The organism is Enterovibrio makurazakiensis, assembly GCF_050336585.1.
GTDB classification, from domain to species: Bacteria; Pseudomonadota; Gammaproteobacteria; order Enterobacterales; family Vibrionaceae; genus Enterovibrio; species Enterovibrio gelatinilyticus.
The window spans coordinates 20,029-44,728 of sequence record NZ_JAKJSE010000033.1 but is presented as its reverse complement, the minus strand read 5'-3'; the positions used below and the strand labels follow the sequence as shown (position 1 = coordinate 44,728).

Genomic DNA, 24,700 nt, shown 5'->3' with positions numbered 1-24,700 from the left:
CAAAAGGGTGACCCGTATAATTTTCGCAGTTTTCCCAGCACGACGAAGGTGCTAAGAGGAAAGGAATCGAGGAACGAATACATGGTATCGACGCTCACGCGACCAGGTCGCAAGCTTGCGAAAAGGTTGCTGCTGTTACAGGTGTGCGTCGTGTTAGCAACGGCAATCTTGATGGTGACCACCATCAATGTCGACTGGGGAATTTCCGCACTCATAGGCGGTGGCATCTTTGTGGTAGCCAACGCAGCCTTTGCATTGTGTGCATTCCTATTTAGTGGAGCAAGAGCGGCCAAGCTGGTTGTAGCATCATTCTACAGCGGTGAAGTGCTCAAAATTCTACTGACCGTCGTTTTATTTTCCGTTGTTTACCTGTATGCCGAGGTGGAACTTGTTCCCCTCAAACTGACCTATTTGCTGGTACTTGGAATTAATATCCTTGCGCCAGTTTTATTCATTAACAACAACAAATAGGATGAGTTATGGCTGCGTCAGGTGAAGCGCTTACACCGTCAAGTTATATCTCTCACCACTTAACTAACTTGTCTACGGACAAATTGGGTTTGGTGGAAGAAGGTAGTTTTTGGGCGGTGCACATTGATAGCCTGTTTTTCTCTGTTTTGATCGGTGCAGGCTTTTTATGGCTGTTCCGTTCAGTAGCAAAGAAAGCAACAACCGGAGTACCAGGCAAGCTTCAGTGTTTTGTGGAAATGTTGGTAGAGTTCGTTGATGAAAACGTTCGCGAAACCTTCCATGGAAAGAATCCACTGATTGCACCTCTGGCTCTCACCATTTTCGTTTGGATATTCTTGATGAATACGATGGACTTAGTGCCTATCGATTTTATTCCTTATCCAGCGGAACAGCTCGGTATTCCTTACATGAAGGTAGTACCTACGGCTGATGTAAACATCACCTTGGCAATGGCGCTAGGCGTTTTCTTCTTGATGATTTATTACAGCATCAAGATCAAAGGCTTGGGCGGCTTCGCGAAAGAACTGGCACTTCACCCGTTCAATCACCCAATTATGATTCCATTCAACCTGCTTCTTGAAGTGGTATCGCTGCTAGCGAAACCAATTTCACTGGGTATGCGTTTGTTCGGTAACATGTTTGCAGGTGAGGTGGTATTTATCCTTATTGCGGCACTCCTGCCGTGGTGGGCGCAATGGTTGGGTTCATTACCGTGGGCAATCTTCCACATTTTGGTTATTACCATCCAAGCGTTCGTCTTTATGATGTTGACTATCGTGTACCTGTCTCAGGCGCATGAAGAATCACATTAATACGTTTTAGTAAGCAACTTTGTTCGACCTTCCGGCATATAAGCCGACAACAAGAAACTGGAGATAGTGATGGAAACTTTATTGAGCTTTTCTGCAATTGCCGTTGGCATCATTGTAGGTCTTGCTTCCCTAGGTACTGCGATTGGTTTCGCACTGCTTGGTGGTAAATTCCTTGAGGGTGCTGCGCGTCAACCAGAAATGGCACCAATGCTGCAAGTTAAGATGTTCATCATCGCTGGTCTGCTTGATGCTGTACCTATGATCGGTATCGTAATTGCTTTGCTGTTCACTTTCGCAAACCCATTTGTAGGTCAACTGGCTGGCTAATTTAGCTGAACGGATCCTGTATAGCTAACTAGTGAGGAGTCGCTGTTGTGAATATAAACGCAACTCTGTTTGGTCAGGCAATCGCGTTTTTTATGTTTGTTGTGTTCTGCATGAAATATGTATGGCCACCAATCATGCAAGCGATTGAAGAGCGTCAGAAGAAAATTGCTGACGGTCTAGCAGCAGCTGAACGTGCTGCAAAAGACCTGAACTTGGCCCAGGCGAATGCTTCCGATCAATTGAAAGAAGCAAAGCGCTCTGCAACTGAGATCATCGAACAGGCAAACAAGCGTAAAGCACAAATTATCGACCAAGCCCGCGAAGAAGCAACTGCTGAACGCGCAAATATCCTTAACCAAGGACAGGCTGAACTCGAAGCTGAACGTAACCGTGCCCGTGATGAACTGCGTAAACAAGTTGCAACTCTGGCCGTGATCGGTGCCGAGAAGATCCTGGAGCGCTCTATTGATGAGTCTGCTCATAGAGATATTCTCGATAAAATCACTGCAGAACTTTAAGAAGGAGGGGCCGCAATGTCTGAATTGACAACTATCGCACGCCCCTACGCTAAAGCAGCCTTCGATTTAGCAGTAGAGAAAGGCGAATTAGACCAATGGTCTGAGATGCTGACATTTGCTGCAGAAGTTGCCCGCAATGAAACCATCGTTGATTACATCGGTGGTATGCATTCAGCTGAGAAGCTGACAGAGATATTTGTCTCAGTGTGTGGTGAACAGCTCAATGAACTTGGCCAAAACCTGATTAAGGTGATGGCTGAGAATGGTCGCCTCAAAGCGTTACCAGATGTATGTACCCAGTTTTTGGCACTTCGCCAAGAATATGAGAAGCAGATAGATGTTGATGTCTTTTCTGCTGTCGCGCTTGATCAAGCGCAACTGGATACTATCGCCGGTAAACTTGAAGCCCGCCTTGAGCGCAAAGTGAAGCTGAACTGTAGTGTAGACGAGACCCTGGTTGCCGGGGTTGTGATTCGAGCTGGAGACTTGGTCATCGATAACTCAGTAAGCGGTCGTATCCGCCGTCTGAGCGATGCATTGCAGTCTTGATTTGGGGAATTGGAGCATGCAACTTAATTCCACGGAAATTAGCGATCTGATCAAACAACGTATTGAAAAATTCAACGTTGTAAGTGAAGCACGCAACGAAGGTACCATCGTGTCAGTCAGTGACGGTATCATTCGCATCCATGGCCTTGCTGATGCTATGCAAGGGGAAATGATTGAACTACCTGGCAACCGCTTTGCACTCGCGCTTAACCTTGAGCGTGATTCTGTAGGTGCGGTTGTTATGGGTCCTTATGCCGACCTTCAGGAAGGTATGAAAGTGACCGGTACTGGCCGCATTCTTGAAGTGCCAGTAGGTCCTGAACTATTAGGTCGTGTCGTGAATACTCTCGGCGAGCCTATTGATGGTAAAGGTCCAATCGACGCGAAATTGACTTCTCCTGTAGAAGTGATTGCACCGGGTGTAATCGCTCGTCAATCAGTCGACCAACCGGTACAAACTGGTTATAAAGCAGTCGATGCTATGATCCCAATCGGCCGTGGCCAGCGTGAGCTGATCATCGGTGACCGCCAGACAGGTAAAACTGCGATGGCTATCGATGCGATCATCAACCAGAAGAACTCTGGTATCTACTCTATCTACGTGGCTATCGGCCAGAAAGCGTCAACCATTGCTAACGTGGTTCGCAAACTGGAAGAGCACGATGCACTGAAAAACACCATCGTTGTTGTGGCATCAGCGTCTGAAGCTGCTGCACTTCAATACCTTGCTCCTTATGCAGGTTGTGCGATGGGTGAGTACTTCCGTGACCGTGGTGAAGATGCACTAATCGTATATGATGATTTGTCTAAGCAAGCTGTTGCTTACCGTCAGATTTCTCTATTGTTGCGTCGTCCACCAGGCCGTGAAGCATTCCCAGGTGATGTTTTCTATCTTCACTCGCGTTTGCTAGAACGTGCAGCACGTGTAAATGCTGTCTACGTTGAAAAGTTCACCAATGGTGAAGTGACAGGTAAAACCGGTTCTTTGACTGCGTTACCTATCATCGAAACCCAAGCGGGTGACGTATCTGCGTTCGTACCTACCAACGTTATCTCGATCACTGATGGTCAGATCTTCCTGCAATCTGAACTGTTCAACTCTGGTATTCGTCCAGCGGTTGACCCAGGTATTTCAGTATCGCGTGTAGGTGGTTCTGCTCAGACTAAGATCATTAAGAAATTGTCTGGTGGTATCCGTACGGCATTGGCTCAGTACCGTGAACTGGCGGCATTCGCACAGTTCTCTTCTGACCTTGATGAAGCTACTAAGAAGCAGCTAGATCATGGCCAGAAAGTGACTGAGCTAATGAAGCAGAAGCAGTACGCACCAATGTCTGTTTTTGAACAAGGCGTGGTGATTTTTGCAGCAGAAAAAGGCTATTTGACAGACGTTACTCTGGAAAAGCTGGCTGATTTCGAAGCTGCTCTGCTTGCATATGCTAAGGCACAGTATGCCGAGCTGGTTGCTCTGATCGAAGAGAAGGGCGATTACAACAGCGATATTGAAGCGCAACTAACTAAGTTGGTTGAAGACTTCAAGGCAACTCAAACCTGGTAATGCGTAGAAGGCCGCCTTTGCGGCCTTCTTACAACGGAGAGTAACGATGGCCGGCGCAAAAGAAATTCGTAACAAGATCGGAAGTGTGAAAAGCACACAGAAGATCACCAAAGCGATGGAAATGGTTGCCGCTTCTAAAATGCGTCGTTCGCAAGACGCCATGGAAGCCTCCCGTCCATACGCGACTACTATGCGCAAAGTGATCGGTCATGTCGCCCTTGGTAAATTAGAGTATCGCCATCCATATCTGGAAGAGCGAGAAGCCAAGCGCGTCGGTTACATCATCGTATCTTCAGATCGTGGTCTGTGTGGTGGCCTGAACATTAACTTGTTCAAACGTGCTATCAATGGGATGCAGGAGTGGACGCAAAACGGTGCAGAAGTTGATACTGCCCTGATTGGTTCTAAAGCTTCGGCATTCTTTAGCAGCTACGGTGCGCAAGTATCAGCACAAGCTTCAGGCCTGGGTGATAACCCTGCTCTTGAAGATTTGATTGGTACTGTTGGCGTCATGCTGAAGAAATATGATGAAGGCCAACTGGATCGTTTGTATCTGGTGTACAACAAGTTTGTAAACACCATGACGCAGGAACCAGTGATCGATCAATTGCTGCCTTTGCCTAAGTCAGAAGACGAAGAAATGAAACGCAGCCACTCTTGGGATTATATCTATGAGCCCGAGCCAAAACCGCTGCTAGATACCTTGTTGGTTCGCTATGTCGAATCGCAAGTTTATCAAGGTGTGGTTGAGAACTTAGCGTGCGAACAAGCGGCGCGAATGGTTGCGATGAAGGCTGCAACAGATAATGCAGGTGACATCATTGATGATCTGCAACTGGTGTATAACAAAGCCCGTCAGACTGCAATTACACAAGAGCTCTCGGAGATTGTCTCCGGTGCAGCTGCGGTGTAAGGCAAGGGCCAACGAAATATTTTTAGAGGAATAACGATGGCTACAGGTAAGATCGTTCAGATCATCGGTGCGGTAGTCGACGTAGAGTTTCCACAGGAGTCGGTACCTCAGGTATATGACGCCCTGGACGTGAAACGTGAAGGCGAGCGTCTGGTGCTGGAAGTTCAGCAGCAGCTGGGTGGTGGTATCGTCCGTACCATCGCAATGGGTTCGTCAGATGGTCTGCGTCGTGGACTGGAAGTAGAGAACACAGGCAAGCCAATTGAAGTACCAGTAGGTACTGCAACCCTAGGTCGTATCATGAACGTTCTAGGTGACTCAATCGACGAGCGTGGCGAGATTGGTGAAGAAGAGCGTTACTCTATTCACCGTGAAGCGCCAAGCTACGAAGAGCAATCAAACGCGACTGAACTGCTGGAAACTGGCGTTAAAGTTATCGATTTGATGTGTCCGTTCGCCAAAGGCGGTAAAATCGGTCTGTTCGGTGGTGCGGGTGTAGGTAAGACCGTTAACATGATGGAGCTTATCAACAACATTGCACTGCAACACTCTGGTTTATCAGTATTTGCAGGCGTAGGTGAGCGTACTCGTGAGGGTAACGATTTCTACTTTGAAATGCAGGAAGCGGGTGTTGTAAACATCGAAAATCCAGCAGAATCAAAAGTAGCCATGGTTTACGGTCAGATGAACGAGCCACCAGGTAACCGTTTACGCGTAGCGTTGACTGGCCTGACGATGGCAGAGAAGTTCCGTGACGAAGGCCGTGACGTACTTCTGTTCGTTGATAACATCTATCGTTACACCTTGGCAGGTACTGAAGTATCAGCACTGCTAGGTCGTATGCCTTCTGCGGTAGGCTACCAGCCTACGTTGGCAGAAGAAATGGGTGTACTTCAAGAGCGTATCACGTCAACGAAGAGTGGTTCTATCACATCTGTACAGGCCGTTTACGTTCCTGCGGATGACTTGACTGACCCATCTCCAGCGACCACGTTTGCGCACTTGGATGCAACCGTTGTTCTTTCACGTAACATCGCCTCTATGGGTATGTATCCAGCGATCGACCCATTGGATTCAACATCTCGTATGTTGGACCCACTCGTTGTTGGTCAAGAGCACTATGATGTTGCCCGTGGCGTGCAGTCAATTCTGCAGCGCTATAAAGAGCTGAAAGACATCATCGCTATCTTGGGTATGGATGAGTTGTCAGAAGATGACAAACTCGCTGTATCTCGTGCACGTAAGATTGAACGTTTCTTGACTCAGCCTTACCACGTAGCGGAAGTCTTTACTGGTCAACCAGGTGTTTATGTTTCGCTAAAAGACACCATCTCTGGCTTTAAAGGCATGATGAGTGGCGAGTATGACGATATCCCAGAGCAGGCATTCCTGTACTGTGGCGCTATCGAAGAAGTCCTCGAAAAAGCGAAGAACCTGTAACGGTTGTTAGGAGGCGATATGGCAGCGATGACCTTCCATCTGGATGTGGTAAGCGCGGAAAAGCAAATGTTTTCTGGTCGAGCTGAAGCTATTCAGGTGACTGGTAGCGAAGGTGAGTTGGGTATTTACCCAAGCCACACCCCGCTGCTGACCGCCATTACGCCAGGCATGATCCGTATCACTAAGCAACATGGCCACGAAGAGGTGATTTACCTTTCAGGCGGTATGTTGGAAGTGCAGCCAAACACAGTGACTGTGTTGGCCGACACCGCGATTCGCGGTGACGATTTGGATCAAGCAAAGGCAGAAGAAGCGAAGCGCCGTGCTGAGGATCGTATCCTCAATAAGCACGGTGATATGGACTTTGCTCAGGCGGCCAGTGATCTGGCCAAAGCGATTGCCCAGCTTCGAGTGATCGAGCTGACCAAAAAGGCACGCTAATAGTCAGATGACATAGCAAGCTGAAAAGGCGACCAGACGGTCGCCTTTTTTATTTGCAAAAGGCAATATTGAATCAATTTTTTGCGACAAAATAACAGGAAATTTGGCATCTTCCATCAATTTACATGCCGTTTCCCGTCACTAATCGCTACAATACGTGCCATTATTTTAAAGTAATGCTTTCTATTAAGGACTATTTCCCCATGAATTTCAGTGCTGTGATTCTTGCGGCGGGTAAAGGAACCCGCATGTACTCAAATTTGCCTAAAGTGTTGCACACACTGGCAGGCAAGCCGATGGTCAAACATGTTATCGATACATGTTGTTCACTCGGTGCTCAAGATTTGCATCTGGTTTATGGTCATGGTGGTGATGCAATGAAAGCAGCTTTGTCAGAGGAGCCAGTCAATTGGGTACTTCAGGCTGAGCAACTGGGTACTGGGCATGCAGTGAACCAAGCCGCATCAGAATTTAAAGATGATGAGCAAATTCTCATTCTTTATGGGGATGTCCCGCTAATTTCAGAGCAAACGATAGAAAACTTGCTGGATGCGCAACCTAATGGTGGCATTGCGCTTCTTACCGTAGTGCTTGATGACCCATCAGGCTACGGACGTATCGTTCGCCGTAATGGTCCTGTGGTTGCGATTGTTGAAGACAAAGACGCTTCTCAAGAACAGAAGCTAATCAAGGAAATTAACACTGGCGTGATGGTCGCAACAGGCCGTGATTTACGCCGTTGGTTATCAGAGCTTAAAAATGAAAATGTGCAAGGTGAATATTACCTCACTGACGTGATTGCCATTGCACATGGTGAAGGACGTGCAGTAGAAGCTGTTCACCCTGAAAGTGCCATTGAAGTTGAAGGTGTAAATAACCGTATTCAATTGGCGCGTCTTGAGCGTGCTTTCCAAGCAGCACAAGCCGAAAAGTTATTAGAAAGTGGTGTGATGCTGCGTGATCCTGCTCGTTTTGATCTTCGTGGTCAGCTTCAGTGCGGTACGGATGTTGAAATTGATGTAAACGTGGTGATTGAAGGCACAGTGACCTTGGGCGATAACGTGGTCATTGGCGCGGGTTGTGTACTGAAAGACTGCGAAATCGATGATAACACCGTGGTTCGACCGTACAGCGTGATTGAGGGAGCCTCTGTTGGCGAAGCCTGTACGGTAGGTCCGTTTGCTCGCTTACGTCCTGGTGCAGAACTGGTGGGCGATTCTCACGTAGGTAACTTTGTTGAAGTGAAGAATACGCGTATTGGTAAAGGCTCAAAAGCAAATCACCTCACATATTTGGGTGATGCAGAGCTTGGCGATCGAGTGAATATTGGCGCAGGCACGATTACTTGTAACTATGATGGTGCTAACAAGTTCAAAACTATCATTGAAGATGACGTGTTTGTTGGCTCTGATAGTCAATTGGTTGCGCCTGTGACCATTAAAAAAGGTGCAACGATTGGCGCTGGTACGACATTGACCACAAGTGTTAATGAAGGTCAGTTGGTGATCACTCGTGCTAAATCGCGAATGATTGATGGTTGGAAGCGTCCAACAAAGCAAAAATAAGCTGACGAATCGCATAAAAACACCGCATTTGCGGTGTTTTTTTATTTGGTTGCTCAAAACATCAGCAAACGAAAAATAGGGGGTTGACGACTTTCCTATTCCGCAATACTATACGCGCCTCAGTTGGGATATCGCCAAGCGGTAAGGCAGCGGCTTTTGATGCCGCCATTCCCTGGTTCGAATCCAGGTATCCCAGCCAAATGCGCGCGTAGCTCAGCTGGATAGAGTACCTGGCTACGAACCAGGCGGTCGGAGGTTCGAATCCTCCCGCGCGCACCATCTTTTCTCTTTTGAGGAAGATGAGAGAAACAAAATGCGGAAGTGGCGAAATTGGTAGACGCACCAGATTTAGGTTCTGGCGCCGCAAGGTGTGAGAGTTCAAGTCTCTCCTTCCGCACCATATTAAAGACATCATGCTTAATTGCGTGATAGTCATTGGGATATCGCCAAGCGGTAAGGCAGCGGCTTTTGATGCCGCCATTCCCTGGTTCGAATCCAGGTATCCCAGCCATATTTTGGCATGGCTACGTAGCTCAGTTGGTTAGAGCACATCACTCATAATGATGGGGTCACAGGTTCGAATCCCGTCGTAGCCACCATTAATTCGAAAGCTTTAGCTTTCAAACAGACTGACGCACTACCAAGTGTCTAGAGTGACAAACTCAAAGTCTGAGCAAAACATGCGGTGGTGGCGGAATTGGTAGACGCGCTAGCTTCAGGTGCTAGTGTCCTAACGGATGTGAGGGTTCAAGTCCCTCCCTCCGCACCAGATTTACTGTCCTTTTAGAGAAAGGATAGACAAAAAGAAATACGCGGAAGTGGCGAAATTGGTAGACGCACCAGATTTAGGTTCTGGCGCCGCAAGGTGTGAGAGTTCAAGTCTCTCCTTCCGCACCATATTAAAGAGCAGACTCATAGTCTGCTCTTTTTTTTTGCCTATTATTTTTGCGTTTAAATTCCTGCCTTCATGATGTAATCCCTCGGTATAATTATATTTTTTGTGGAACCGATCATCATTGCGGTGATTTGTCTCGCATTTCTCTCTTGAAAAATTTTCTATTACGCATATTATCTTTCGAAACGAAAGTTTGGTGGTTACATGTCGAAACGTAATACTCAACAGCGTCGCCATATGATTGTCGCCAAGTTGAGTGAGCAGGGAAAAGTGAGTGTTGATGAACTCTCATCACTGTTTGAAACTTCTGAAGTCACGATACGCAAAGATCTTGCTGAGCTTGAGAAAAATGGAATTTTACTTCGTCGCTATGGTGGTGCAGTTCCTATTCCTCATGAAATGGTTTCGGAAAGTTCTATAAAAGTTTCGGATCAAAAGCTCGCTATCGCAAAAATGGCGGCAAGTCGGATCCGCGACCATAATCGAATAGTGGTGGATAGTGGTTCAACAACCGCAGCATTGATCCCGTTGTTAAATCAAAAACGTGGATTGGTGGTGATGACTAACTCCTTGAATGTGGCACAAGCTATCAAGGAGTTGGAAAACGAACCAACACTGTTGATGACGGGAGGGACTTGGGACCCGCATTCAGAGGCATTTCAAGGACAAGTCGCTGAGCAAGCATTGCGTGCCTATGATTTTGACCAGCTGTTTATTGGTGCTGATGGTATTGATGTGAGTCGTGGTACAACGACATTCAATGAAATTGTTGGACTGAGCCGAGTCATGTCAGAAGTGTCTAGAGAAGTGGTGGTGTTGATCGAATCCGATAAGATCGGACGAAAAATTCCTAACCTTGAACTTCCTTGGGGCGTTATCACAACGGTTATTACCGACAGCAGCATCGACCCCACCACCAAACTCGCCATTGAGAAAATGGGCACAGAGGTGATCTGCGCCCCTAATTGAATACGGGGAAAGCTATGTGTGGAATTGTTGGCGCAGTGGCGCAAAGGGACGTGGCGGAAATTCTGATAGAAGGATTACGTCGATTAGAATATCGCGGATATGACTCCGCAGGTTTAGCGGTGATCGATGCTGATCATCAACTGAACCGTCTCCGCCGATTAGGCAAAGTGAAAATGCTGTCTGATGCGCTAGATGCCAACCCTATTGCTGGTGGGACAGGTATCGCACACACCCGCTGGGCGACACATGGCCAACCGAGTGAAGAAAATGCCCACCCACATATGTCGGGTGAAAATATTGCTGTTGTACATAATGGCATTATTGAAAATCATGAATCTCTCAGAGAAATGCTCCAAGGTCGCGGTTATATCTTCAGTTCGCAAACGGATACCGAAGTGATTGCTCACTTAGTGCATTGGGAGCTTGAACAAGGTGGCTATTTGCTAGAGGCATTTCAACGCACTGTCGCTCAATTGGAAGGTGCCTATGGCACCGTAGTGATGGACAAGCGCGACTCTGAAAGATTGATTGCTGCACGTTCTGGAAGCCCATTGGTGATTGGTTTGGGAATAGGTGAGAACTTCCTTGCTTCAGACCAGTTAGCGCTGCTTAACGTGACACGTCGTTTCCTCTTTCTCGAAGAAGGTGACGTTGCCGAAATTACGCGCCGTCATGTCGATATCTATGATGTTGAAGGCAACGCCGTTGAGCGTAGCATCAATGAGTCGTCTGCAGAGCACGATGCTGCAGATAAAGGCATTTATCGCCACTACATGCAGAAAGAGACCTTTGAGCAACCCTCGGCCGTTATCAGTACCCTTGAAGGCCGTATTGATGCTAACTCGGTATTGGTTGATAGCTTAGGTCATGGTGCGAAAGACATTCTTCAAAAAGCCGAACATATTCAAATTATTGCCTGTGGTACGTCTTACAACGCAGGCATGGTGGCGCGCTATTGGATTGAGTCCATTGCAGGTGTGAGCTGCGATGTTGAAATTGCCTCTGAATTTCGTTATCGCAACTTTGTCACGCGTCCAAATAGTGTGCTTATTACACTTTCACAATCTGGAGAAACAGCAGATACGCTCGCGGCATTACGTTTGGCAAAAGAACGCGGCTTTATGGCGGCAATGACGGTATGCAACGTGGCGGGCTCATCCTTGGTTCGTGAATCTGACATCGCCATCATGACGCGAGCGGGTACTGAAATCGGTGTGGCATCAACCAAAGCATTCACCACACAGCTTACTGCTCTTCTGATGATAGTCACGGCGCTGGGTAAGCAAAAAGGCATAGTGAGTGCTGACAAAGAAGCTGAGATTGTTAAAGCCTTGCAGCGTTTGCCTTCGCATATTGAAAAAGCGCTGATGTTTGATAAGCAAATTGAAGCGCTTGCAGAAGATTTTGCAGATAAACATCACGCACTGTTTCTTGGTCGAGGTGAGTTTTACCCTATTGCGGTGGAAGCGTCTTTAAAGCTAAAAGAGATTTCTTATATTCACGCAGAAGCGTATGCCGCTGGCGAGCTGAAACACGGCCCTCTGGCGTTGATTGATGCGGACATGCCAGTCATTGTCATTGCACCAAACAATGAGTTGTTAGAAAAGCTTAAATCCAACATCGAAGAAGTCCGTGCGCGCGGTGGTCAATTGTATGTGTTTGCGGATGAATCTGCTGGGTTTCAAGAAAGTGATGGCATGACAATTATTCCTATGCCGCCAGTTGACGAAGTGTGCGCACCCATCTTTTATACGGTGCCAATGCAGCTACTTTCATATCATGTTGCCCTTATTAAAGGGACGGATGTTGATCAGCCACGTAACTTGGCAAAAGCGGTCACTGTCGAGTAATCCGCTGAATAGATACCCCAGAGCTGTACAAAAAAAGGAGCCTTGGCTCCTTTTTTTGTCACATTATGCATGGAGTTTTACATTCGTTGCTATTTGCAACTTGGAAACCTGTCACGACATTTGCATTTTGCAAATCATTTCGCATCTATAACAAGACACCTCGCCTAGAAAGATAAGCAACAACATTCGACATCATCATAACTCTATGAATTATATTGCTATTTATTTTGTCTAAATAGTTGGCGCACATTGTGCATATTGTCGATAAAGCAGCACAACAACAACCAAAGCTGTAAGTCGTAGGGAGTGAAGTATGATCGACTCGAAATCACAAGTAGCAAAACGCATTAAAGAAGCCCGTGAGTGGAAAGGGATCACTCAGGTGAAAATGGCAAAACTACTGGATGTAGCGCGCCAAACGTATTTAGACATTGAAACAGGCAAAACAGAACCTCGTGTTCGTATGTTGTCTGAAATCGCCGAAATTACCGAACGCCCATTGGTTTGGTTTGTGTATGGTGACGCGGACGTTGAACTGCATGATGTGCAGTACAAGCAAGACGTTAACCGCCTCCTAGAGCACTTTTCTAAATTGCCTCACGAAGCGCGTACAGCGATTCTTAATCAGAGCGTTAACATGGCATCGTTCTTGGTCAATTATTCCAAATCGGCCCAAAGAGGTTAAGCACTCACTTACTTGGTAGGCTTCGCCCAGCCTTGCCTGCCAAAATAGGTTTTGCATTAAAGCCTTGTCATTTGGCTTAGGCAACGACAGCCTAGATTCACAATTCAACAATGCTTTACATGTGAACATGACTGCGCTGTGCATAATGCAGGATCTAGCAGTAGAGAGTGTGACAGTGAAACGGTGTAAACCTGACACTGTGACGAAGAGTTGTGGGGCAAGATACGATGTTGATTGTCAAATCTCACGTTGCACAGCGCATCAGAGAAGCGCGAGAGTATCGAGAGATCACGCAAGTGGAAATGGCGCAACATCTTGATGTTGCGCGGCAGACTTATTTAGATATTGAGTCAGGCAAGACGGAACCTAAAGTCTCTTCACTTGTTACTATAGCCGACGTAACTGGTCGTCCGTTAAATTGGTTTTTATACGGTGAAAGTACGCGAAGTGATATCGCGTTTACACACAGAGATGATTTGAATAACTTATTATTTTTATTCAATCAACTCCCGCTTTCGGCGCGTAATCTCGTGATGGATCAGGCTTTGTTATTGGCAGAGTACATGGTGATCATGAAGTCATCGGATAACGATGCTTAAAAATAAAAAGCCCAGCTTTCGCTGGGCTTTTTGCTAACAACGCGTTTATTTAGGCTATTGCTTGGCAAGAAAGAATCGATATGACGGGTTTTCCGATTCATCTTTCCACGAATAACCAAGCTCACGTAGATGCGTGGTAAATGACAGCAGATCGGCTTCTTCAAGCTCAAAACCACACAATACGCGCCCATAGTCGGCACCGTGGTTGCGGTAGTTAAAGATGCTGATGTTCCAATGTGTGCCCAGTGTGTTGAGAAAACGCAGCAGTGCACCAGGGTATTCTGGAAACTCGAAGCTATACAAACGCTCCTTCATGACTTTGGTTGGTCGCCCGCCAATCATGTAGCGAACGTGAACCTTCGCCATTTCGTCGTCTGAGAGGTCTTCGACCGCATACCCACCTTTCCGCAGATCAGCGATGATACTATCAAGCTCTTCCTGGCCATTGAGCAAACGCACGCCAACAAAGATATTTGCTTCGGCATCATCACTGTGGCGATAGTTAAACTCGGTAACTGCTCGACCCCCAAGCACTTTGCAGAAGTCCAGAAACGCACCCGTACGTTCAGGAATAGTCACTGCTAACAAACCTTCACGCTTTTCACCCAGCTCCGCGCGTTCAGACACGTAACGAAGACTGTGGAAATTTGTGTTAGCGCCTGACAGGATAGCTGCAAGGTTCTTGTCTTTAAGTTGATGCTGCTCGACATAACGTTTCAGGCCAGCCAGTGACAGTGCACCTGCAGGCTCTGAGATAGCGCGTGTGTCTTCGAAAATATCTTTTACCGCTGCGCATATCTCATCGCTAGAGACAGTAATGATGTCATCAAGGTGTTCTTGGCAAACACGGAACGATTCATCACCAATGCGTTTTACGGCAACACCGTCAGCGAACGTACCCACATTCTCTAGCGTGACGGGCTCGCCCGCTTCTAATGCCGCTTTGAGGCATGCGGAGTCTTCCGCTTCCACGGCAATGAGTTTTACGTGTGGCATGAGCTGTTTGATGATGACAGCGACACCTGCGGCGATACCACCGCCGCCTACGGGCAGGAAGATGTAATCAAGGTGACCATTTTGCTGCAGCATTTCCATGCCAATGGTACCTTGCCCCGCAATGATAGACGGGTGATCAAAAGGTGGCACAAAGGTGTAGCCGTATTCTTCTGAAAGTTCTACGGCCTTGGCTTTGGCTTCATCAAAGTTATTGCCATGCAACACCACATTGCCACCAAAGCTGCGCACTGCGGCGACTTTGATGTCTGGGGTAGTTCTTGGCATCACGATCGTGGCTTTCACGCCCAGTTTGCTGCTAGACATCGCAACGCCCTGAGCGTGATTTCCTGCAGAAGCGGCAATTACGCCTGCTTTTTTCTGCGTGTCAGTCAGTTGAGACATCATGTTGTAAGCACCACGCAACTTAAACGAATGCACCGGTTGGCGGTCTTCACGCTTCAGTTGAATGGTATTACCCAATCGCTGGGAAATTCGTGGCATGTCCTGCAAAGGACTAACAATCGCCACTTCATACACAGGTGCGCGTAAAATATCGCGCAGGTAATCGGCATTACTGAGCGGTGCAACGTCTTGAGTTTTTTGGTGGGCCTGCGTCATGATTACCCCTCCAGTTTGCTTTTATCGCGAACAGCACCTTTATCGGCACTGGTTGCAAGGCTTGCATAGGCTTTAAGGGCCAATGAGACAACGCGTTCACGTGAAACGGGTTTCCAACCACGCGCATCCGTTTCTGCGCGACGGGTAGCCAGTTCGGCGTCATCCACTTCCAGCACAATTGAACGGTTAGGGATATCAATGGCAATGATGTCGCCTTGCTTCACCAAACCGATCGTACCGCCACTCGCTGCTTCTGGAGAAACGTGACCGATAGACAAACCACTGGTACCGCCAGAGAAGCGACCATCGGTGATTAACGCACACGCTTTACCTAAGCCCATCGATTTCAAGTAGGTGGTTGGGTAGAGCATTTCTTGCATACCTGGGCCGCCTTTCGGACCTTCGTAACGAATAACAACCACTTCACCTGCTTTTACTGCGCCAGACAGAATGCCGTTAACCGCATCTTCTTGCGCTTCGAAGACATGAGCAGGGCCTCGGAAAACGAGGTTCTCTTCGTCTACACCCGCGGTTTTAACGATACAGCCATCTGCGGCGAGGTTGCCACTCAGCACGGCAAGACCGCCTTCTTGGCTGAACGCATTTTCACGAGTACGGATACAACCGTTAACGCGGTCGTCGTCGACGGTATCCCAGCGACAATCTTGCGAGAAGGCTTTGGTGGTGCGAATGCCCGCAGGGCCAGCACGGAAGAAGGTTTTCACATCTTCGTCTTCGGTCACCATGATGTCGTATTGCGCAATGGTGTCAGCCATGGTTTGACCCAAGACGGTCGGTACGTCGGTATTGAGCAGATTGGCACGTGCCAATTCGCCCAAGATGGCGATAACGCCGCCCGCACGGTGAACGTCTTCCATGTGGTATTGCTGGGTAGACGGAGCCACTTTACAAAGATGAGGAACACGACGAGACATGCGGTCGATATCATCCATGTCGAAATCAATCTCACCTTCTTGCGCAGCAGCGATAAGGTGAAGCACGGTGTTACTTGAACCACCCATCGCGATGTCGAGCGCGGTGGCGTTCTCAAAGGCGGCACGACTTGCGATATTACGTGGCAATACCGATGCATCGTCTTGTTCGTAGTAGCGCTTGGTTAAATCAACAATGCGCTGACCCGCTTTTAGGAACAACTGTTCGCGATCAGCGTGGGTTGCCAGCATTGAACCGTTACCGGGTTGGCTAAGGCCCAGCGCTTCAGTCAAGCAGTTCATGGAGTTAGCGGTGAACATGCCTGAGCATGAACCACACGTTGGGCAGGCTGATCGTTCGATCTGCTCGCTTTGCTCGTCTGAGACTTTTGGATCGGCGCCTTGGATCATGGCATCCACCAGATCTAATTTTAAGATCTGATCAGAAAGCTTGGTTTTACCCGCTTCCATTGGGCCGCCAGAAACAAAGATCACGGGGATGTTGATGCGCATGGCAGCCATCAACATTCCGGGGGTGATTTTGTCACAGTTCGAAATACAGACCATGGCATCCGCACAGTGTGCATTGACCATGTATTCCACGGAATCAGCAATCAGTTCACGTGATGGCAGGCTATAAAGCATGCCGCCGTGACCCATTGCGATACCATCATCGACGGCGATAGTATTGAATTCTTTGGCGATACCGCCAGCTTCTTCAATCTCACGTGCAACGAGTTGGCCCATGTCTTTTAGGTGAACGTGTCCCGGTACGAACTGGGTAAAAGAGTTCACGACGGCAATGATGGGTTTTCCGAAATCTTCATCTTTCACGCCAGTGGCACGCCAAAGGGCGCGTGCGCCGGCCATGTTGCGACCGTGTGTGGTGGTGGCTGAACGATACTTAGGCATTTCCTTGTCCTCTTTTACTGCTTATTTGGCTTCCGGAGAGACCGGATCGAGCCATCCCCATTTGTCTTCTGTTTGGCCGTTGAACAGGCCAAAGAATGCGGATTGCACTTTTTCTGTAATTGGGCCACGCGCGCCTTCACCCACGGTGATTTGGTCAACGCTGCGAACCGGTACTATTTCAGCGGCTGTGCCTGTCATGAACACTTCATCGGCAAGGTACAGCGCTTCACGTGCGATATTTTCTTCGCGCACTTCATAACCCATGTCACGAGCAAGGATCATGATGGAATCACGCGTGATGCCAGGCAAAATTGCGCTGGTGGCAGGTGGCGTAGAAATAACGCCATTTCGTACCACAAACAAGTTTTCGCCAGCACCTTCTGAGAGGTAACCATCAACACTCAATGCAATACCTTCAGCATAGCCGTGGCGACGTGCTTCACCACCAACGAGCAAGCTAGATAGGTAGTTACCCCCTGCTTTTGCGGCGGTTGGAATGGTGTTTGGTGCTGCGCGGTTCCAGCTTGAAATCATCGCATCCACACCGTTTGCTAGCGCTTCTTCGCCGAGGTAAGACCCCCAGCCGAAAGCGGCAATGATCAGATCCATTTCAGTTTCTGGCGGTGGGCAAACACCTAAACCCACATTGCCGACAAAGCCCAATGGACGAATGTAGGCGGAGTTGAGTTTGTTGGCGCGAAGGGTTTCACGACAGGCTTCCATCAGCTCATCGACGCTGTATGGGATCGGGAAACGGTAGATTTTTGCACTGTCTTTCAGACGCTGCATGTGCTCACGATGGCGGAAAACGATAGGGCCGTTCGGGGTGTCATAGCAACGAATGCCTTCGAACACCGAGGTACCATAATGCATCGCGTGAGTCAGAACGTGAACCGTGGCATCTTGCCAAGGAATGAGTTCACCGTTAGACCAAATATAATCCGCTGTGTTTGCCATGTATTCATCCTTTTTAGTAACGCACTACAGTTATTCTTGCGGGAGCAGACGTACGTGTGAGACATCCCATAATTTGTCTAATTGGCTATGAAGGTTGGTAACAGGGCGAGTGCTTTCCACCTTCAGGGTAATTTCAACCACATCATTACTGTCTGTATGATGCATGTCTAAGCGGGTAAGGCGAAAGCCACGGTGACGTACGATGCGAAGCAATCGCTCCAACAATTCAGGCTTATCGTCCGCTTCAATAATGAGGGTATGTGATTGGCTCATGTTCTCTCCAACATATCCTGGTTGGCGGCGCCGGGTGGAACCAGCGGCCATACGTTCTCTTCCTCTGAGATAGCAACATGCAGCAGGTAGGCTGTGTCACTGGCCATCATCTCTTGTAGAGCAGGGATGACCTCTTCTTTACAGGTGATGGTCTTACCAGGAATGTTGAACGCGCTTGCGAGCGTGACAAAATCCGGGTTGTCAGACAAATTGGTTTCGCTAAAGCGTTTGTCGAAAAACAGCTCCTGCCACTGACGAACCATCCCTAAGCGCTGATTATCCAACAGCACCATTTTGACGGGTATATTACGTCGTTTTAAAGTTCCTAGCTCTTGAACGTTCATCATAAATGAACCATCTCCCGAAACTAATACAACCTGATCTTTTGGCCTTGCCATTTTTGCGCCCATGGCGGCGGGTAAGCCAAAGCCCATGGTGCCGAGCCCTGCTGATGTCAGTAAGTTTTCAGGGCGACGTGGTTGTACGTGCTGAGCAACCCACATTTGGTGTTGCCCTACATCGGTCGCGACCACGGTTGAATCTGGCATCATGTCAGAAAGTTGCTTTAACAGCAGCGGCGCATAGATGGCGTCGCCCGGATGATCATATCGCCAACCGAAATCTTTCATCATGGTGTCGATGCTCTCTTGCCACTCGGAGATATCAGCGGGCTCACCAAGCTGTGGTAAGACGACATTCAGATCGCCGCGAAGAGGGACGTTTGCACGGCGAAGCTTATTAAACTCTGCGGCATCAATATCGATGTGCACCACGGTCGCATTCGGTGCGAAGGTATCGAGCTTTCCGGTCACGCGGTCATCAAAGCGAGCACCAATTGCAATCAAGAGATCGGATTGTTGAACCGCGAGGTTAGCGGCTTTTGTGCCATGCATACCTAACATACCTAAGTAGTACGGGTAATCGCGATGTACCGACCCTAACCCTTTTAATGTGCAGGTTGCAGGGATTTGGCTGTGATTCAGAAATTGGCGCAGCGTGTCTGTTGCGTGTGCCAATTGAACACCCCCGCCGACATACACGATAGGCTGCTTGCTTGCGGCAATCAGCGCGTTGGCTTCTTGCAGTGATGTGATTGACACGTTTGGTGCGGAAGGCAAAGGAATGTTCGGCGCGGTTGTCTCGTCGATTTGTCCGAGTTGAACATCTTTAGCGATATCCACCAGCACAGGGCCGGGACGGCCTTCTTTAGCAACCACAAAGGCTTCTGCCAGGGTTTTGGCTAAATCACGTTGATCAGTCACCAGAAAACTGTGTTTAGTACACGCAAGGGAAAGGCCGAGTACGTCGACTTCTTGAAAGGCATCGGTACCGATAAGGGGGCTGGCGACTTGACCTGTGATAGCGACAATAGGCACGGAGTCCATCATGGCATCAGCGAGGCCGGTGATCAGGTTGGTCGCACCAGGGCCGGAGGTGGCAAGGCAGACGCCCACACCGCCAGTTGAACGTGCATAACCGATAGCAGCCATCGCAGCACCTTGTTCATGGCGACAAAGTACGTGATCAAGGCCACCGTCATAAAGGGCATCGTAAACGGGCATGATAGCGCCGCCTGGGTAACCGAAGATGGTTTCTACGCCTTGCTCGCGCAATGCGCTTACTACTAACTGTGCACCTGTCATTTGAGCTTCCCCTCTGTTGAATTGAGAGAGAAGCGCTGTTGCCCTGCTTCCTGTGGTGTTTCCATACCGCGTTTTCCTTATGCGTTTACAACCGGACTTCCAATGTTAAAAAGCCCCCGAACCTTTCGATGCGGGGGCTGGTTGCGATGTTTTTGTTACTTTCTAAACGTCGCTGCCCCTCGCGGTAGTACCACCACGATAATTGAAATAATAATGACGAGGGCGCGAGTTGATAAATTCATTTTTTCTCTTACGTTAACCACCGAATGTTAGGTGATGAGCGTTTATGTCAATGTTTGTTTGCATACTTGTTGTCTGCCCCTAGTGGTATCACAGACGTTCGTCGCATGACAAGTAAAAACTGACCAGTTTTTACTTTTTTAGCATCGTAATGCAGTAATACTATCTCTTTATGCACTTAACTAGTTGATAGTTAAATAGATAGCTACGGGGCGTTATGAATCTTGCCATTATTCAAAGCCGGGCTTGTGTCGGTGTCGGCGCACCACAAGTGACCGTTGAAGTTCATATCAGTAATGGTCTTCCTGCCTTCAACTTGGTTGGATTGGCTGAGACGACGGTAAAAGAAGCGCGAGATCGCGTGCGTAGTGCCATCGTGAATTCCGGCTTCGAATTTCCTGCCCGGCGTATCACTGTCAACCTTGCGCCTGCTGACTTGCCCAAAGATGGCGGGCGATTTGACTTACCTATCGCGCTTGGCGTGTTGGCGGCTTCTGGTCAAATTCCAATGACGACACTCAATCAACACGAGTTTGTTGGAGAACTTGCACTCTCAGGACAGCTTCGTGCCGTGAAAGGCACATTGCCCGCTGCGGTTGTTTGTCGCGAGGCAGGGCGACGTTTAGTGGTGCCGGATGATAACGGAGGCCAAGTTGCGCTGGTGGGGCGAGATACGCATTTATCCGCGCCTGATCTCAATGCTGTGTGTCGACATCTCAGTGGTCAAGGTCACTTATCGTTAAAAGAGCCAGACAACATGGAGACCGTCACGCACGAAAACCATCGTTGTCTGCAAGACATTATTGGTCAGCAACAAGGCAAACGCGCGCTAGAGATCTCAGCCGCTGGATCCCATAATTTGCTATTTTTGGGCCCACCAGGGACGGGTAAAACCATGTTGGCGTCGAGAATGGCGGATTTGCTTCCGCCCATGAGTGATACCGAGGCACTTCAAACCGCAGCCATTACTTCTCTGACAGAGCGTCCGCTTCATGAGGGGAATTGGCGTCAGCGACCGTTTCGTTCGCCTCACCATTCTAGCTCCATGGCAGCGTTGGTGGGCGGAGGTACTGTGCCGAAACCGGGCGAAATCTCTTTGGCGCATAATGGCATTCTTTTTCTTGATGAGATGCCTGAGTTCGAACGCAAAGTCTTAGATTCGTTGAGAGAGCCATTAGAGTCAGGCGAAGTCATGATCTCTCGAGCCAACAGTAAAACCCTTTTCCCTTCTCGCTTTCAGTTAGTCGGGGCGCTAAACCCAAGTCCAACGGGTCACTATGAAGGACAGTTGGCACGATCTAACCCGCAGGCCACGTTGCGTTACTTGAATCGTTTGTCTGGCCCATTTTTAGATCGTTTTGATTTATCCATTGAGATACCTGCTTTGCCTCGAGGCACCTTGGCGGAAGGGGGGGATCGCGGCGAACCGACCAGCGTGGTTAAAGCGCGGATAGAACGCGCACGTGCCTTGATGCTCGCGCGTGCAGGTAAGGTCAATTGTTTGCTGTCGAGTCGTGAAATTGAAACCTATTGTCCGCTATCAAAAGCGGATGCGGATTTTCTTGAGACCGCGCTACATCGCTTAGGGCTGTCAATTCGGGCGTATCATCGCATCATCAAAGTGGCGCGTACCATTGCCGATCTTTCCGGCGAGCAAGACATCCAACGTGGACACCTTGCAGAAGCTTTAGGCTATCGAGCCATGGACCGATTACTCAAACAGTTGACCTCATTGGCAAGTTAGGAAAGCGAACGGGTGATTGACGGTGAAACCTTTGACCTTGAGTCACTGCGTGTAACTGAATGGTGTTTTCTATTTCAGCGTCGTATCATACGGCTTCGATGAATTCTGCATTTTCCGCTTAGGGATAATTGATTTGGTTTTGCTCCTGAACCTGCTTTTTGTCAGCCTCAATACGGCAGTGAGCGCTTTGTTTCTCTGTCTATTGGCGCTCATCAAACTGATATTGCCTTTTACTGCGGCGCAAAGAGCAATTACGCGGATCAGTAACGGGGTCATGTGGGTCTGGGCAACGCTTAATCACAAAATGTTGAATCTGACCTCCTCGGTAGAATGGGACGTGCAAGGCGGGGAATCACTCAGTAAAGAAGGCTGGTACTTGCTGATTTGCAATCACCTAAGCTGGACGGATATTGTGGTTGTTTTCTCCGTGTTTCGTAACCGTATTCCAATGGCGAAGTTTTTCCTTAAGCAGGAGCTTTTGTATGTCCCGTTTTTAGGGGTAGCCTGTTGGGCGGTGGATATGCCTTTTATGAAGCGTTACTCACGTCAGTATTTACTTAAGCATCCACACAAGCGCGGGCGTGATTTAGTCACAACGCGAAAATCGTGTGAGCGCTTTCGTCAAACCCCCACAACTGTCGTCAATTTTGTGGAAGGAACGCGTTTTACGCCTGAAAAACACCGCCAAACTCGTTCGCCATTTACTCATCTCCTTGCGCCAAAAACGGGTGGTATTGCCTACACCTTGGGTGCAATGGGCGATCAATTTGATGCCATTATTAATGTCACCGTCGCCTATCCGGAAAACCGAGTGTTGCCTTTTAAAGCGCTGTTATCTGGGAAGATGAAAAAGATTGTCGTTCGGATTGATTCCTTGCCAGTTGATGCTCAGGTCACGGGGGATTACTTTAATGATAAAGACTTTAAGCGTGATTTTCAGCAGTGGCTTTATCAACGTTGGCAAGAGAAAGACAGTGAGCTAAGTGCTATCTATGGTGAAGGCGTTCACCAATACGCAGACTCATCGCGAGAATCGAATGCAGCGTAATTGCTGGGCGAGAAACAAAAAAAGGGCCAATAGGCCCTTTTTTATATCTGAATTTCTTATTGCGTAAGCAGGAAGTTCACCAGCGCAAAGTAATCATCAGTGGATTTGATGGTTTTCGGAGTCACGTGGTATCTACCGTTAACGATAACCGCAGGCACACCACGAAGGCCTGATGCTTGGAATGCTTTATCAAAGCGGTTTGCCATTGCGTTTGCAGCAAAGCTGTTGAAGGTGCCGTCATATTGCGCGGCGTCTACGCCTTCATCAATGAACATCTGACGTAGCTCTTCATCATCACGTGGTGGTTTTTGCAGAAGGTGAATACGGTTGAAAATTACCGGCATCATTTTGTCTTCCACGCCGAGCATAACCGCAGTTGCTTGCGCTTTGCTTAGCGATTTACCCATGTTGCCACCCATAAAAGAAACATGGTTCTTGTTAAAGGCGACATTCTCTGGGATCTGCTTCTTCAGTTCTGCCATCAAGCCTTGGCTTTTGTTGCAATGCGGACAGTAGAAAGAAAAGAATTCGGTCACGGTTGGTGACTCGGTTTTTGGCAAATCCAATACCTGATAATCTTCACCCGCATTAAAGCGTGCTGCATGTGCCGAAAATGCCAGCATAGTGACTGCTGCAAAGGCTAACAATTTTTTCAACATAACGTTCTTTCTCCCTGGGTATTGTTATTATTCGGCCTACCATTGAGGCGTTAGTGACAGCACGGGTTCCTCTAGTGCCGCTAATTGTTCTTTAAAGGCGAGGACCTGATTTTCCCAGTATTTTGCCTCAGCAAACCAAGGAAATGCACGAGGAAATGCAGGATCTTGCCAACGTTTTGCCAGCCACGCCATGTAGTGCACCATTCTGAGACCACGCAAAGGTTCAATAAGTTGCAACTGTTGATGCGGAAAATCGTGGAATTCCGAGTAGGCTTCCGCAATGGTATCGAGTTGTGCGAGTCGATCACCTCGATCGCCATTGAGTAACATCCAGATGTCCTGAATGGCGGGTCCGTTTCGCGCATCGTCGAGATCGACGAACATTGGCCCATCTCGCCACAGAATATTGCTTGGGTGGCAGTCGCCATGAAGACGAATACTCGGCCACTGATTGTTCCATTGCGATGTCAGTACGCCAATCAATCGATCGAGATCAGAAAAAAAGCTGTTTTCGAGATGCATTGGAATGAACGTACTGTTTTCGAGCTCGCGGCGAGGCTGCAGGACATATTCTTCAAGACCCAATGTTGGGCGATGAATAAATGGATTGCTTGTACCCACTTGATGAATACGCCCCAGAAAGCGCCCCACCATTTCAAGCTGATCCCAGTTGTCCACTTCAAACGAACGTCCACCAACACTGGGGAAAACCGCAAAACGATAGCCGTCGTAATTGAACAGGGTGGTTCCGTTGAGCTGCATAGGAGCTGCCACAGGAATGTCGGCGTCTTCTAAATCGAGCGCGAATTGATGCTCTTCGAGGATTTGCTCATCGCTCCAGCGTTGTGGGCGATAAAACTTGGTCACCAGACGGCGACGTTCTTCATCTTGAAACTGATAGACGCGGTTTTCATAGCTGTTTAGCGCCAGTAAACCAGACTCAGGACGAATGCCGACCGACTCGAGTGCATTGAGCAGCGTGTCGGGGGTCAGTTGTTGGTAGTTAAATTGCGCGTCGCTCATAGGATCACTTCGTGTGGGTGATGATACGCGATGGTATCAGAGAACATGGCGTGGGTGATGATT

The 24,700-nt window shown here is 48.4% G+C and carries 23 protein-coding genes and 7 tRNA genes; 23 read left to right on the top strand and 7 right to left on the bottom strand.

The window, feature by feature from the left end:
• The first annotated feature begins 81 nt into the window (after window positions 1-81).
• From L4D06_RS22100 to L4D06_RS22000, 21 genes are all read left to right on the top strand, one after another.
• Window positions 82-471: a F0F1 ATP synthase subunit I gene (locus tag L4D06_RS22100; protein WP_017010589.1), complete on the top strand. Its 390-nt coding sequence runs from the start codon at window positions 82-84 to the stop codon at window positions 469-471.
• A gap of 8 nt (window positions 472-479) precedes the next feature.
• Window positions 480-1,283, top strand: a complete 804-nt coding sequence (gene atpB, locus L4D06_RS22095; protein WP_028024433.1) for a F0F1 ATP synthase subunit A — start codon at window positions 480-482, stop codon at window positions 1,281-1,283.
• A gap of 69 nt (window positions 1,284-1,352) precedes the next feature.
• Window positions 1,353-1,610, top strand: coding sequence for a F0F1 ATP synthase subunit C (gene atpE, locus L4D06_RS22090; RefSeq protein ID WP_005372317.1), 258 nt, complete (start codon window positions 1,353-1,355; stop codon window positions 1,608-1,610).
• 47 nt (window positions 1,611-1,657) lie between these two features.
• Window positions 1,658-2,128 (top strand): F0F1 ATP synthase subunit B, encoded by a 471-nt coding sequence (gene atpF / locus L4D06_RS22085; protein WP_028024432.1) that lies wholly within the window; start codon window positions 1,658-1,660, stop codon window positions 2,126-2,128.
• A 15-nt stretch (window positions 2,129-2,143) separates the two neighbouring features.
• Window positions 2,144-2,677 carry a F0F1 ATP synthase subunit delta gene (gene atpH / locus L4D06_RS22080; RefSeq protein ID WP_274166375.1) on the top strand — a complete coding sequence of 178 codons (534 nt, stop codon included), beginning with the start codon at window positions 2,144-2,146 and terminating at the stop codon, window positions 2,675-2,677.
• Between the two features lie 16 nt (window positions 2,678-2,693).
• Window positions 2,694-4,235 (top strand): F0F1 ATP synthase subunit alpha, encoded by a 1,542-nt coding sequence (gene atpA / locus L4D06_RS22075; RefSeq protein ID WP_274166374.1) that lies wholly within the window; start codon window positions 2,694-2,696, stop codon window positions 4,233-4,235.
• Window positions 4,236-4,281: 46 nt separating this feature from the next.
• Entirely contained in the window at window positions 4,282-5,148 is an 867-nt protein-coding gene (gene atpG / locus L4D06_RS22070) for a F0F1 ATP synthase subunit gamma (protein ID WP_274166373.1), read from the top strand.
• Between the two features lie 36 nt (window positions 5,149-5,184).
• Window positions 5,185-6,588: a F0F1 ATP synthase subunit beta gene (gene atpD, locus L4D06_RS22065; protein WP_274166372.1), complete on the top strand. Its 1,404-nt coding sequence runs from the start codon at window positions 5,185-5,187 to the stop codon at window positions 6,586-6,588.
• An 18-nt stretch (window positions 6,589-6,606) separates the two neighbouring features.
• Window positions 6,607-7,029, top strand: coding sequence for a F0F1 ATP synthase subunit epsilon (locus L4D06_RS22060; protein WP_028024427.1), 423 nt, complete (start codon window positions 6,607-6,609; stop codon window positions 7,027-7,029).
• A gap of 203 nt (window positions 7,030-7,232) precedes the next feature.
• On the top strand, window positions 7,233-8,594 hold the full coding sequence (gene glmU / locus L4D06_RS22055; RefSeq protein WP_429741393.1) for a bifunctional UDP-N-acetylglucosamine diphosphorylase/glucosamine-1-phosphate N-acetyltransferase GlmU: 1,362 nt from the start codon (window positions 7,233-7,235) through the stop codon (window positions 8,592-8,594).
• Window positions 8,595-8,718: 124 nt separating this feature from the next.
• Window positions 8,719-8,793: transfer RNA gene (locus L4D06_RS22050), tRNA-Gln, on the top strand.
• A gap of 3 nt (window positions 8,794-8,796) precedes the next feature.
• Window positions 8,797-8,873 (top strand) — tRNA-Arg (locus tag L4D06_RS22045).
• Between the two features lie 36 nt (window positions 8,874-8,909).
• Window positions 8,910-8,994 (top strand) — tRNA-Leu (locus tag L4D06_RS22040).
• Window positions 8,995-9,030: 36 nt separating this feature from the next.
• A tRNA-Gln gene (locus tag L4D06_RS22035) sits at window positions 9,031-9,105 on the top strand.
• Between the two features lie 11 nt (window positions 9,106-9,116).
• Window positions 9,117-9,193: transfer RNA gene (locus L4D06_RS22030), tRNA-Met, on the top strand.
• Window positions 9,194-9,276: 83 nt separating this feature from the next.
• A tRNA-Leu gene (locus L4D06_RS22025) sits at window positions 9,277-9,363 on the top strand.
• Window positions 9,364-9,406: 43 nt separating this feature from the next.
• A tRNA-Leu gene (locus tag L4D06_RS22020) sits at window positions 9,407-9,491 on the top strand.
• Window positions 9,492-9,693: 202 nt separating this feature from the next.
• Window positions 9,694-10,458, top strand: coding sequence for a DeoR/GlpR family DNA-binding transcription regulator (locus L4D06_RS22015; RefSeq protein WP_429741391.1), 765 nt, complete (start codon window positions 9,694-9,696; stop codon window positions 10,456-10,458).
• A gap of 14 nt (window positions 10,459-10,472) precedes the next feature.
• The gene (gene glmS, locus L4D06_RS22010; RefSeq protein ID WP_429741389.1) at window positions 10,473-12,308 is read left to right on the top strand and encodes a glutamine--fructose-6-phosphate transaminase (isomerizing); all 1,836 of its coding nucleotides are present in this window, start codon (window positions 10,473-10,475) and stop codon (window positions 12,306-12,308) included.
• A gap of 313 nt (window positions 12,309-12,621) precedes the next feature.
• Window positions 12,622-12,993: a helix-turn-helix transcriptional regulator gene (locus L4D06_RS22005; protein WP_016960921.1), complete on the top strand. Its 372-nt coding sequence runs from the start codon at window positions 12,622-12,624 to the stop codon at window positions 12,991-12,993.
• 227 nt (window positions 12,994-13,220) lie between these two features.
• Window positions 13,221-13,592 carry a helix-turn-helix domain-containing protein gene (locus L4D06_RS22000; RefSeq protein WP_274166368.1) on the top strand — a complete coding sequence of 124 codons (372 nt, stop codon included), beginning with the start codon at window positions 13,221-13,223 and terminating at the stop codon, window positions 13,590-13,592.
• A 54-nt stretch (window positions 13,593-13,646) separates the two neighbouring features.
• On the opposite strand, the gene ilvA is transcribed toward L4D06_RS22000, so the two are convergent.
• Genes ilvA through ilvG form a run of 5 tightly spaced genes read right to left on the bottom strand, consistent with a single transcriptional unit; the run spans window position 13,647 to window position 19,923 of the window.
• Window positions 13,647-15,206, bottom strand: a complete 1,560-nt coding sequence (ilvA, locus tag L4D06_RS21995) for a threonine ammonia-lyase, biosynthetic (RefSeq protein ID WP_274166367.1) — start codon at window positions 15,204-15,206, stop codon at window positions 13,647-13,649.
• A gap of 2 nt (window positions 15,207-15,208) precedes the next feature.
• Complete coding sequence (gene ilvD / locus L4D06_RS21990) at window positions 15,209-17,050, bottom strand: dihydroxy-acid dehydratase (RefSeq protein ID WP_274166366.1); 1,842 nt, start codon at window positions 17,048-17,050, stop codon at window positions 15,209-15,211.
• Window positions 17,051-17,071: 21 nt separating this feature from the next.
• Window positions 17,072-18,007 (bottom strand): branched-chain amino acid transaminase, encoded by a 936-nt coding sequence (locus L4D06_RS21985; RefSeq protein ID WP_274166365.1) that lies wholly within the window; start codon window positions 18,005-18,007, stop codon window positions 17,072-17,074.
• Window positions 18,008-18,037: 30 nt separating this feature from the next.
• Window positions 18,038-18,280 (bottom strand): acetolactate synthase 2 small subunit, encoded by a 243-nt coding sequence (gene ilvM / locus L4D06_RS21980; protein ID WP_274166364.1) that lies wholly within the window; start codon window positions 18,278-18,280, stop codon window positions 18,038-18,040.
• A complete protein-coding gene (gene ilvG, locus L4D06_RS21975; protein WP_429741385.1) occupies window positions 18,277-19,923 on the bottom strand; it encodes an acetolactate synthase 2 catalytic subunit in 1,647 nt (548 codons plus the stop codon). The genes ilvM and ilvG overlap by 4 nt, the downstream gene beginning before the upstream one ends.
• A gap of 457 nt (window positions 19,924-20,380) precedes the next feature.
• Between ilvG and L4D06_RS21970 the strand changes: the two genes are divergently transcribed.
• Window positions 20,381-21,907 carry a YifB family Mg chelatase-like AAA ATPase gene (locus tag L4D06_RS21970; RefSeq protein ID WP_429741383.1) on the top strand — a complete coding sequence of 509 codons (1,527 nt, stop codon included), beginning with the start codon at window positions 20,381-20,383 and terminating at the stop codon, window positions 21,905-21,907.
• Between the two features lie 133 nt (window positions 21,908-22,040).
• Window positions 22,041-22,955 carry a 1-acylglycerol-3-phosphate O-acyltransferase, YihG family gene (gene yihG / locus L4D06_RS21965; RefSeq protein WP_429741381.1) on the top strand — a complete coding sequence of 305 codons (915 nt, stop codon included), beginning with the start codon at window positions 22,041-22,043 and terminating at the stop codon, window positions 22,953-22,955.
• A 56-nt stretch (window positions 22,956-23,011) separates the two neighbouring features.
• Here the strand turns inward: yihG and L4D06_RS21960 are convergent, their stop codons facing one another.
• Window positions 23,012-23,614, bottom strand: a complete 603-nt coding sequence (locus tag L4D06_RS21960; RefSeq protein ID WP_274166360.1) for a thiol:disulfide interchange protein DsbA/DsbL — start codon at window positions 23,612-23,614, stop codon at window positions 23,012-23,014.
• A gap of 36 nt (window positions 23,615-23,650) precedes the next feature.
• Window positions 23,651-24,637, bottom strand: a complete 987-nt coding sequence (locus L4D06_RS21955; RefSeq protein WP_429741378.1) for a serine/threonine protein kinase — start codon at window positions 24,635-24,637, stop codon at window positions 23,651-23,653.
• Window positions 24,638-24,700: the final 63 nt, after the last annotated feature.

What these genes read in the sequence shown, in the direction of transcription:
- ilvM (WP_274166364.1), bottom strand. Translation starts at nt 18,280, where the DNA reads ATGAGCCAATCACATACCCTCATTATTGAAGCGGACGATAAGCCTGAA.
- ilvA (WP_274166367.1), bottom strand. Translation starts at nt 15,206, where the DNA reads ATGACGCAGGCCCACCAAAAAACTCAAGACGTTGCACCGCTCAGTAAT.
- L4D06_RS22000 (WP_274166368.1), top strand. Translation starts at nt 13,221, where the DNA reads ATGTTGATTGTCAAATCTCACGTTGCACAGCGCATCAGAGAAGCGCGA.
- L4D06_RS22100 (WP_017010589.1), top strand. Translation starts at nt 82, where the DNA reads ATGGTATCGACGCTCACGCGACCAGGTCGCAAGCTTGCGAAAAGGTTG.
- atpA (WP_274166374.1), top strand. Translation starts at nt 2,694, where the DNA reads ATGCAACTTAATTCCACGGAAATTAGCGATCTGATCAAACAACGTATT.
- L4D06_RS21970 (WP_429741383.1), top strand. Translation starts at nt 20,381, where the DNA reads ATGAATCTTGCCATTATTCAAAGCCGGGCTTGTGTCGGTGTCGGCGCA.
- atpD (WP_274166372.1), top strand. Translation starts at nt 5,185, where the DNA reads ATGGCTACAGGTAAGATCGTTCAGATCATCGGTGCGGTAGTCGACGTA.
- ilvG (WP_429741385.1), bottom strand. Translation starts at nt 19,923, where the DNA reads ATGACAGGTGCACAGTTAGTAGTAAGCGCATTGCGCGAGCAAGGCGTA.
- L4D06_RS22060 (WP_028024427.1), top strand. Translation starts at nt 6,607, where the DNA reads ATGGCAGCGATGACCTTCCATCTGGATGTGGTAAGCGCGGAAAAGCAA.
- L4D06_RS21985 (WP_274166365.1), bottom strand. Translation starts at nt 18,007, where the DNA reads ATGGCAAACACAGCGGATTATATTTGGTCTAACGGTGAACTCATTCCT.
- atpG (WP_274166373.1), top strand. Translation starts at nt 4,282, where the DNA reads ATGGCCGGCGCAAAAGAAATTCGTAACAAGATCGGAAGTGTGAAAAGC.
- ilvD (WP_274166366.1), bottom strand. Translation starts at nt 17,050, where the DNA reads ATGCCTAAGTATCGTTCAGCCACCACCACACACGGTCGCAACATGGCC.
- L4D06_RS22015 (WP_429741391.1), top strand. Translation starts at nt 9,694, where the DNA reads ATGTCGAAACGTAATACTCAACAGCGTCGCCATATGATTGTCGCCAAG.
- L4D06_RS22005 (WP_016960921.1), top strand. Translation starts at nt 12,622, where the DNA reads ATGATCGACTCGAAATCACAAGTAGCAAAACGCATTAAAGAAGCCCGT.
- L4D06_RS21955 (WP_429741378.1), bottom strand. Translation starts at nt 24,637, where the DNA reads ATGAGCGACGCGCAATTTAACTACCAACAACTGACCCCCGACACGCTG.
- atpH (WP_274166375.1), top strand. Translation starts at nt 2,144, where the DNA reads ATGTCTGAATTGACAACTATCGCACGCCCCTACGCTAAAGCAGCCTTC.
- glmS (WP_429741389.1), top strand. Translation starts at nt 10,473, where the DNA reads ATGTGTGGAATTGTTGGCGCAGTGGCGCAAAGGGACGTGGCGGAAATT.
- glmU (WP_429741393.1), top strand. Translation starts at nt 7,233, where the DNA reads ATGAATTTCAGTGCTGTGATTCTTGCGGCGGGTAAAGGAACCCGCATG.
- L4D06_RS21960 (WP_274166360.1), bottom strand. Translation starts at nt 23,614, where the DNA reads ATGTTGAAAAAATTGTTAGCCTTTGCAGCAGTCACTATGCTGGCATTT.
- atpB (WP_028024433.1), top strand. Translation starts at nt 480, where the DNA reads ATGGCTGCGTCAGGTGAAGCGCTTACACCGTCAAGTTATATCTCTCAC.
- atpE (WP_005372317.1), top strand. Translation starts at nt 1,353, where the DNA reads ATGGAAACTTTATTGAGCTTTTCTGCAATTGCCGTTGGCATCATTGTA.